Annotated in this window: 5 protein-coding genes; 4 read left to right on the plus strand and 1 reads right to left on the minus strand. The window is 54.2% G+C overall.

Going from position 1 to position 9,441, the window contains the following annotated elements; genetic code table 11:
* From AAH187_RS18015 to AAH187_RS18030, 4 genes are all read left to right on the plus strand, one after another.
* Positions 1 to 367: M20/M25/M40 family metallo-hydrolase (locus AAH187_RS18015; protein WP_342349873.1), on the plus strand; the 367-nt coding region annotated here is incomplete at its 5' end.
* A 710-nt stretch (positions 368 to 1,077) separates the two neighbouring features.
* Entirely contained in the window at positions 1,078 to 3,747 is a 2,670-nt protein-coding gene (locus AAH187_RS18020; protein WP_342349874.1) for a glucosidase, read from the plus strand.
* Between the two features lie 3 nt (positions 3,748 to 3,750).
* Complete coding sequence (locus tag AAH187_RS18025) at positions 3,751 to 5,802, plus strand: amylo-alpha-1,6-glucosidase (protein WP_342349875.1); 2,052 nt, start codon at positions 3,751 to 3,753, stop codon at positions 5,800 to 5,802.
* Between the two features lie 715 nt (positions 5,803 to 6,517).
* A complete protein-coding gene (locus tag AAH187_RS18030) occupies positions 6,518 to 9,001 on the plus strand; it encodes an ATP-binding protein (protein ID WP_342349876.1) in 2,484 nt (827 codons plus the stop codon).
* A gap of 70 nt (positions 9,002 to 9,071) precedes the next feature.
* On the opposite strand, the gene AAH187_RS18035 is transcribed toward AAH187_RS18030, so the two are convergent.
* Entirely contained in the window at positions 9,072 to 9,344 is a 273-nt protein-coding gene (locus AAH187_RS18035) for a hypothetical protein (RefSeq protein ID WP_342349877.1), read from the minus strand.
* Positions 9,345 to 9,441 lie beyond the last annotated feature (97 nt).

Raw genomic sequence — 9,441 nt, forward strand, 5'->3', positions numbered from 1 at the left:
CATGGATGCCAACGCGTTTCTGGCGGAAGTGAAGTCCAGACTTGGAGATGAGGTCGAAGTTGAGGTCATTCACCCTGCAAGTCAGTCCGTCGTGACGCCGCATGACACCGCGATGTTTCGAGCGCTGTCCAACGCCATCACACAGCACCATCCCGAGGCGACCGTCGTGCCGATGATTGTTCCTTTCGGAACCGATTCGAGGATGTTTCGTCTGCGCGGGGCCAAGTGCTATGGCATCCTTCCTCTGGTACTCAGTACTGAACTGGCAACATCCATTCATGGGGACGCTGAGCGAATCCCGGTTGACCAGTTCGAGACGGCAATCCGCATCTACTACGAGAGCCTGGTTGAAGTGGCCGCCCGCTAGCCGTTGGTTTCTCTTTCCGACAACAGCATTGTCATGCTGAGCCCCTTCGATGGAGTTTATCCTGAGTAAAAACCGAAGGACTCAGCGCAGGTGTGCGAAGCATCTAGCTGAGCCATGGCCCGGTCGACCTGGGCACAGATCCCTCGTTGCTCTCGGGATGACAAGGAGAGCCTAGGAACCTTCTAGAGACTGCCCTGAGCTTGGCGAAGGGTTTGTTCTGAGAGAAACATCGAATGGCTCGAACCACAATTTCCGTATGATCCCTGACTGACGACTCCTGAAATCCTGTAAGTTCCTTCGGGAACAGGTCAAGGAAAATTACACTCCCTTGATGGGGAATTTCCGGGGGTTGATCCTCCTCCCATCCTGGCCGAACATACCCAGGCCAGTTTACGGTTTTTTCGTGATACACTAAGCGTGAAGATCGCAAGAGAACATAAAAATTATGGAACGGAGCAGGGAAGCCCGACCCTACTCGTTGAACGGCCAAACGACCTCTTCCCCAGCAGACCTATTTGGCTACCAAACCTTCACTCATCTTTGTGACACATTGCAACATCTCAGAACCTGTTTCAGTTATCCGAGCCTGTGAGCATCACGACATCGGACCTGGGATTTTCCCGTGGGCTGATGGTTCGGACCCCGAACGATATGTCCTGCCAATCATCCAGCGATAACCCGTCAAACATCTACCATAGGGAGCCTCGTCCATGTCCGAAGCCACACCCCATCTGACCAAAGAAGAAGAACGCCTCGAAGAAGCCAAAAAGCGAACGGTGCATTGGAAACGGTGGGGCCCCTATCTGAGCGAACGTCAATGGGGCACGGTCCGTGAAGATTACAGCCCTCACGGAGACGCCTGGGAATACTTCTCCCATGACCAGTCCCGTTCGCGGGCCTATCGGTGGGGCGAAGATGGCATCGGCGGCATCTGCGACCGTCACCAGCAGATTTGTTTTGCGTTGGCTCTCTGGAATGGAAAAGATCCCATCCTAAAGGAACGGTTGTATGGATTAACCGGTAACGAAGGCAACCATGGGGAAGACGTTAAAGAATATTACTTTTACCTGGATTCCACCCCTACGCATTCCTACATGAAGTTTTTGTATAAATATCCCCAGCATCCTTTTCCCTATGCTCAATTGATTGAAGAAAACCGGAAGCGAGGCAAACACGATTGGGAATATGAGTTGATGGACACGGGTGTATTTGATGACAACCGGTACTTTGACGTTTTTATCGAATATGCCAAAGCGACACACGAAGACATCCTGATCCGGATTACCGCTCATAACCGGGGGCCTGACTTCGCGGAACTTCATGTCTTGCCGACCATCTGGTTTCGCAACAACTGGTCCTGGACGCCGCATGCTCCACGTCCCACCCTCAATCGGGATGAAGACCTTGGCGATGCGCAGGCCATCCACCTGGACCATGAACAATACGGGTCGCGGTGGCTGTTATGCGAAGGCACTCCGGAAATGCTCTTTACCGAAAATGACACCAACATGCAACGGCTCTATGGGGTGCCCAACGCCAGCCCCTACGTCAAAGACGGGATCAATGACTATATTGTGACCGACACCAAAGAGACCGTGAATCCGGAACAAGTCGGAACGAAGGCTGCGGCCCATTACCATCAGTTGATCGCCCCCGGACAAAGCATCACCTACCGACTTCGATTGACCAACCTACCGCCAACCGAGGGCCAGTTGGGCGAAGAGTTTGAAACCATTTTTCCTGCGCGCCAACAGGAGGCGGATGAGTTTTTTGCCAAACGACTCGGAACGTGCCATTCCGCCGATGCCCAAAATGTTCAGCGTCAGGCATTTGCCGGAATGCTGTGGAGCAAACAGTTCTATCATTTTGACGTGCGCACCTGGCTGGCCGGAGACCCCACAGAACCACCCCCGCCGGCAGGCCGCGAACATGGCCGGAACACGGATTGGAAGCACCTCTATAATGAAGACATCATTTCCATGCCCGACAAGTGGGAATACCCATGGTTTGCGGCCTGGGATCTTGCCTTTCATTGCGTGCCATTAGCCCTGGTGGATCCGGACTTCGCAAAAGATCAGCTTCGGTTATTGGTCAGAGAATGGTACATGCATCCCAACGGGCAAATTCCGGCGTATGAGTGGGCGCTCGGCGATGTGAATCCCCCCGTCCACGCCTGGGCCACCTGGCGGGTGTATAAAATTGAAAAACGCATCAGGGGCAAAGCCGACCGGGTGTGGTTGGCCAAGATATTCCATAAACTTCTGCTGAACTTTACCTGGTGGGTGAACCGGAAAGATGCCGATGGCCGAAACATTTTCCAGGGAGGGTTCCTCGGACTGGATAATATCGGCGTCTTCGACCGGTCCGCGCCGCTTCCTACCGGCGGATATATGGATCAATCCGACGGCACCAGTTGGATGGGCATGTACTGCCTGAATATGCTGGCCATTGCCTTGGAACTGGCACGACACGATCCGGCCTACGGCGATGTGGCCAGCAAGTTCTTTGAACATTTTGTTTACATCTCGCACGCCATCAATCACATCGGCGAAGGCAATCACGAAGCCTCCCTCTGGGATGAGACCGACGGCTTCTATTATGACATGTTGCATTTCCCGGACGGCCATCAACAACAAATGAAGGTCCGGTCTATGGTGGGGTTGATCCCGCTCTTTGCCGTTGAAACGTTGGAACCGGAAGTGGTGGATGCCTTGCCTGGCTTTAAACGGCGCCTGTTGTGGTTTATCGAAAACCGTCCGGAATTCCGGCGTCATGTCTGCTCAACCAGCCTGCCGGATGGAAGTGTTCGCCGGATGCTCTCCATTGTGGATCAGGAACAACTCCCCAGGGTCATGAAGTACATGCTGGATGAAGAAGAGTTTCTTTCCACCTATGGTATTCGGGCCTTATCCAAATACCACCAAGCCCATCCTTATGTCCTGAAGCTGAATGGAAATGAACATCGCGTGGATTATGAACCGGCCGAATCCAAAACAGGGATGTTCGGCGGCAACTCCAATTGGCGGGGACCGATTTGGTTTCCGGTGAATTTTCTGCTCATCGAATCGTTACAAAAATTCCATCATTTCTTCGGGGATCATCTCACCGTTGAATGCCCGACCGGATCAGGATCGCAACAAACCTTGTGGCAAGTTGCGGCGGAAATTTCCCGTCGCCTCAATCGCATCTTCCTTCGTGATACGTCGGGCCATCGACCGGTCAACGGGGGAGTCGCCATGTTTCAGAACGATCCGCATTGGCGTGACTACCTATTATTCTATGAATATTTTCACGGAGACAACGGGGCCGGATTGGGCGCCAGCCATCAAACGGGATGGACCGGACTTGTCACTAAACTGCTGGAACAATCAGGAGAATAAGACATGGCTCCCGACAGAAGGCACCAACACCAGAACACCCCGCCTCCCATACACCCGTCTATCCTGCCCCAGGTCGTGGATTGTGGCAGGGAGATTTGTGGAGATATCTGGATGGCGGAACGCCGGGAATGGCTCGTCACCAACGGCATCGGGGGGTTCGCCTCCGGCACGGTAGCCGGCTCTCTCACCCGGCGCTATCACGGACTGTTGATGGCCGCACTCAAGCCACCTCTCGGGCGGACCTTATTAGTCAGCAAGCTGGAAGAGACCGTAAAATACGGGGAGCAGACCGTCCAACTTTCAACGAATCATTGGGATGGAGGCACGATTGCCCCTACCGGGTTTCTATATCTGGAACGGTTCCGTTTGGAAGGCACCACGCCGGTCTGGACGTTTGCCATCGCCGACGCGCAATTGGAAAAACGCATTTGGATGGAGCCTGGGGAGAATACCACATATGTCAGCTACGCCTTGATCCGGGGAACCCTTCCGGTTCGGCTCAATCTGTGCGCCTTTATCAATCATCGGGATTATCACGGGACGACGCTGGACACCCTGCCGGAATTTTCCCTCACGCCCATACCCCATGGACTACAGATTCTCCCCGCAGGAGGTTCTCCGTTTATCCTATCCGCATCGGAAGGGTTGGTAGAGCGCGTCAGTACCTGGTTTCACAATTACCATCTGCCCCTCGAACGGGAACGGGGACTCCCCGATCGAGAGCATCATCTGCACATCGGCACGTGGAGCCTCGACTTAAAACCAGGCGAACAGATCACCTGGATGGCCAGCACCCGTCTTAAGCCGTCCAGACCCGCTGCCTCGTGTTTCGAATCACGCCGACGTCATGAAGTGGCATTGCTACAATCGGAACCAACGACAAAACACTCACACCCGAATGAGCCGGCCTGGATCCAACAGCTCACGCTGGCCGCTGATCAATTCATCGCCTCTCGTCCCCTCTCAGCCCACGACACCGGCCATACGATCATCGCCGGCTATCACTGGTTCGGGGATTGGGGCCGGGACACCATGATCAGCCTGCCCGGCCTGACCCTCACCACCCAACGCTTTGACATCGCTCGCAGTATTCTTTCCACATTTGCGCAATATGCCGACCAGGGCATGCTTCCCAACCGGTTCCCCGATGCGGGAGAAGCGCCGGACTATAATACCGTGGATGCCACGCTCTGGTACGTCGAGGCGGTCCGCCAATATGTGGAAGCCACCGATGATCGCGCCTTTCTCAAAACGATCTTTCCCGTGCTCGTCGAGATGCTGGCGTGGTACCGCAAGGGTACCCGGTTTGGCATCGGCATGGATCCCGCTGATCACTTACTTCATGCCGGGGAGCCGGGAGTCCAGCTTACCTGGATGGATGCCAAAATCGGAGACTGGGTCGTGACTCCCCGCATCGGCAAACCGGTCGAAATCAATGCGCTGTGGTATCAAGCCTGGCTCACCTTGGGCCAATTGGCCAGAACGCTGAAGGAACCGCACGAAGAATTCCTGCAAACAGCCAAGGCCATCCATGCATCCTTTCAACGGTTCTGGAACGAACCATTACACCGCTGCTATGACGTGCTGGACGGACCCCATGGCCATGATCCGGCCCCACGCCCCAATCAACTGTTCACCGTGTCGTTGCCACACAGTCCCCTCACCTACAAGCAGCAACATGCGGTCGTCGACTATTGCGCCCAACATCTCTACACCTCATACGGGTTACGCAGTTTGGGGCAGGATGATTCCCAATATGTGGGACAATATGAGGGAGATATCCGGCAGAGGGATAGAGCCTATCATCAGGGCACGGTCTGGGGCTGGCTATTAGGTCCTTTCGTGCTGGCACATTTTCGGGTCTATCACAATCCCGAAGTTGCGCTGTCTTATCTTGCACCGATGGCTCATCATCTCAATGATTACGGCCTGGGAACGCTCGGCGAAATTTTTGACGGACAACCACCGTTTGCCCCGCAAGGTTGCATCGCCCAAGCCTGGACCGTCGCCGAAGTCCTCCGCGCCTGGCATGTCATCCAGGCAGTCCCCACCTAAGTTGTCATTCTGAGCCCACGGCGAAGAATCTGTGCCCAGCCTGAAGATGCCACGGCTCAGGAAGGTCCTTCGATAGACCTTGGTCTTTCCCTACCGAATGGCTCAAGATGACACTTCCAACAATGGTTTTCCATCCGTTATCCCCCTAATGTTCCTCAGTTGAAAGGGGATTAAGGGGATTTGAAGTTAATGAGTCGTTTGTCTATAGTCTGACGGTCACATTTCCCTAGATCGTGGGGGACCGGATGCAAGACGGACGGCCAGCGGCCGGCACACTCACGTCAGTTCCCAACACATCGGCCGTAGCTTTGTTCAGAAGCCCCTCCGTAGCCGCAAGAAAATCGTATTACTCAAAACCACGCGTACCGGCGCTGGGCAACCAAGAACCCGGCGTTCCAGACTTCCTGCCTTCCCAGTCGGTCGACCGGATGGGGTCGGCTGCTCACATGGGTCAAACCTCCGTGGTCAGATATCAACCAAAGGAGTCATTCATAGGTCACAATAATAGTAACGTTACACTCGTGTAATCCTTGGGGGGGTGTATGTCCCTCCTTTCCCTTCTGATTGTCAGCTATTACGGGCCGCATCATTTATTGAGCAAACCGCGCATGACTGATGCGCGGTCAAGGCGGTGATCGATGGATAGATTGTCAAAACCATCCAGATTATTCCGAGGTTCAAGATGACCCTCATTCCCACGTTACGCAGGTTTTTCATGAGATTCCTAACGACTAGGGAAAGTAATTTGCAGCTCCATGAATCAGAAACCTATACGAATTGGTGCACCCGCTTTGCCTGGGACCGTCTGACCGTTCTCTATCTTTTGGGACTTGTTGCAAACCCTGCGTTCATTGTGGCCGACGTCCTCCTCCATCGGGAGCATCTCGATGCGATCCTCGACATACGCACGGTTTTGGAGTTGGGGCTCTTCGGTTGCTTTCTGCTCGTGAGATACAAACCTGCTGCAATCTCGCCAAATGTGTTCTTAGTCCTTTGGGTCTTGATTGGCAATTTGTGCATCGTCCAGATGACGGTCGTGCTTGGCGGATTCACCGCCCAGTATTACAACGGGCTCAATCTCGTGTTCCTGGCCGCAGCGGTCATTGTGCCGGTGTCCTGGCCGAGTCATCTGATCGCTCAAGCTGGAACGCTCGTGTCGTATTATGGGATGAATCTTCTTAGGACCTCAGTGACCGCCGATATCGATGCGGCCATAGAGAACTCGTTTTTCCTCGTATGGACCTGCGTCGCCTTACTCTTCTCGGTTTCTCTCTACGAGCGACTGCAACGGGCCGAATTTCAAGCACGGCTCTTCGAGCGTAGCGCCAGAGTTGAATTGGAGGCCTCCAACCAGAAACTCCTCGAACTGGATCGGTTGAAAAGTGAGTTCTTCGCCAACATCAGCCATGAAATTCGCACTCCGCTCACCCTGGCTGTGGGCGCATTCCAGACTCTCTTGAAATCTGCGCTAAATGCGGAAGCCAAAGGCGTGGTCCAGACCGGCTTACGGAATGCCTCCAGGCTGTTGTTCCTCATCAATGAGTTGTTGGACCTGGCTAAATTCGATAGCGGTCGTACCACCCCGAACAAACGGTGTATCGATATAGCAGCGCTCGTCAGCAGTGTGGTCATGAACTTCGATTCCAGCCCGACTCGTCGCATCCATGTGAAAGGCCTGACGCAGCCGGTGGCCCTGGAGGCCGATCCACTCCAAATGAAGAAGGTGCTGTATAACCTGCTCTCTAATGCCTTCAAGTTCAGCGATCCCCATGAGGGCCAAGTATGGGTTCGTCTCGCATCCAAGGAACATTCCATTGAACTGGAGGTTGAAGACAACGGCATCGGCATTCCCCGCGATCAATTGGAGCGAATCTTCGATCGATTCACTCAAGTGGAAAGCAGTGCCACGAGGCGGTATGAAGGCAGCGGGATCGGATTGGCCTTGGTGAAGGAAATCGTCACGTTGCATGGAGGGACGATTGCGGTGGAAAGCGACCCAAACCGGGGTTCCGTGTTTACCATCACGTTGCCTCGCGGACACGTGATCGCCGATCACTTGATTGCCGTTCAAGACGAGGAAGAGGACCGGGCCTTTCTTCCAAGGCCATCCAAAGACGAACAGCAAGACAATGAGTCCTTGCCTTCCCCTGCTGTAAAACAGAACGCCCCATTGGTGTTGGTCGTCGATGACAATGCCGATATGCGCAGCTACGTCCAAAAAATATTGCACAGTCAATATCATATCGTGGTAGCCAGGGACGGAGCAGAAGCCTTGGAGCTGGCTCAACGCTGGCGTCCGGCATTAATCCTGACGGATGTCATGATGCCGAAAATGAGCGGACATGATCTCTTGCAGGCCGTCCGGGTCGATAAGGCTCTTCGATCGACTCCCGTGATTTTCTTAACAGCCCGCGCCGGAACCGAAGCACGCATTGAAAGCCTGGAAGCGGGAGCCGACGATTATCTATCCAAACCCTTCGACGAACCGGAACTCCTGGCCCGCGTCGGCAACCTGATTCGGGCACGCGCACAAGAACAAGAACTCGTGCAATTACAGAAAGAAAAATTAGCCAGGTTCTTACCCCATAATCTGGCCGACATGATTATGTCGGGCGATCACGAGGATTTCCTGAAGGGGCATCGCAGAGAAATCACCGTGCTCTTCATCGATCTTCGAGGATTCACCCCCTTTACTGAAACGGTTGCCCCCGAAGTGGTGATGGCGGTCCTCCGTGAGTACCAGACGGTGATGGGATGTCTGATCTCGGAATATGGCGGAACGCTTGAGCGATTTGCCGGCGACGGCATCATGGTCTATTTTAACGACCCGCAACCCTGTCCCAATCACGCGGAACAAGCGGTGCGCATGGCGATTGCCATGCGACATGAGGTCATTTCGTTAGGAGAGCAATGGAAGAAGCGCGGCATTCCCCTCGGAGTAGGCATCGGTATTGCGACGGGATATGCCACGATCGGTATGATCGGATTTGAAGGACGAACGGACTATACCGCGATCGGCCCCGTGACCAATCTTGCATCCAGACTCTGCAACGAGGCCCAGCACGGCCAAATCCTGATCTCGGAACAGGTGGCATCCCTTCTCGGACAATTAGTCTCGACCGAATCGGTCGGAGAACTCCCACTGAAAGGCATTCAACGGCCACTTTCCGTTTATCAGGTGCTCGGGATAAACGCCTAGGCGAAGTCAATAGTTCTACAAAGGTGTAGAGTGAGCAAAGCCAAATATTGATGACCAACTGCCTTTCGCGCTACAAGGCTGCATTGCCCAAGCCTGGACCGTCGCCGAAGTCCTCCGCGCCTGGCCCATCATCCAGGCAACCCCCACTTAAGTGGTACTTCTGAACCCACGGCGAAGAATCTAGCCCAGTCAGAAAACACCCCCACGCAGAAAAATCCTCCACCTCCGTTTCCCCCAAGTCGTTCCCCCTAACGTTGTCATTCTGAGCCCACGGCGAAGAATCTGTGCCCAGCCACAAGATCACCTCGCCTTGAAGGAGGTCTTCTTTTTGTTGACTGCTCATCTCTAAAAACGATTCCCCCTCCCTCATCCCCGACATCGGTTATCGGGGATCCATCTTTTGAACGAAGCCTTCCTCCTACCGTAGCCTGTCCGAATAT

The sequence above is a fragment of the uncultured Nitrospira sp. genome (assembly GCA_902500695.1).
Taxonomy (GTDB): Bacteria; Nitrospirota; Nitrospiria; order Nitrospirales; family UBA8639; genus Nitrospira_E.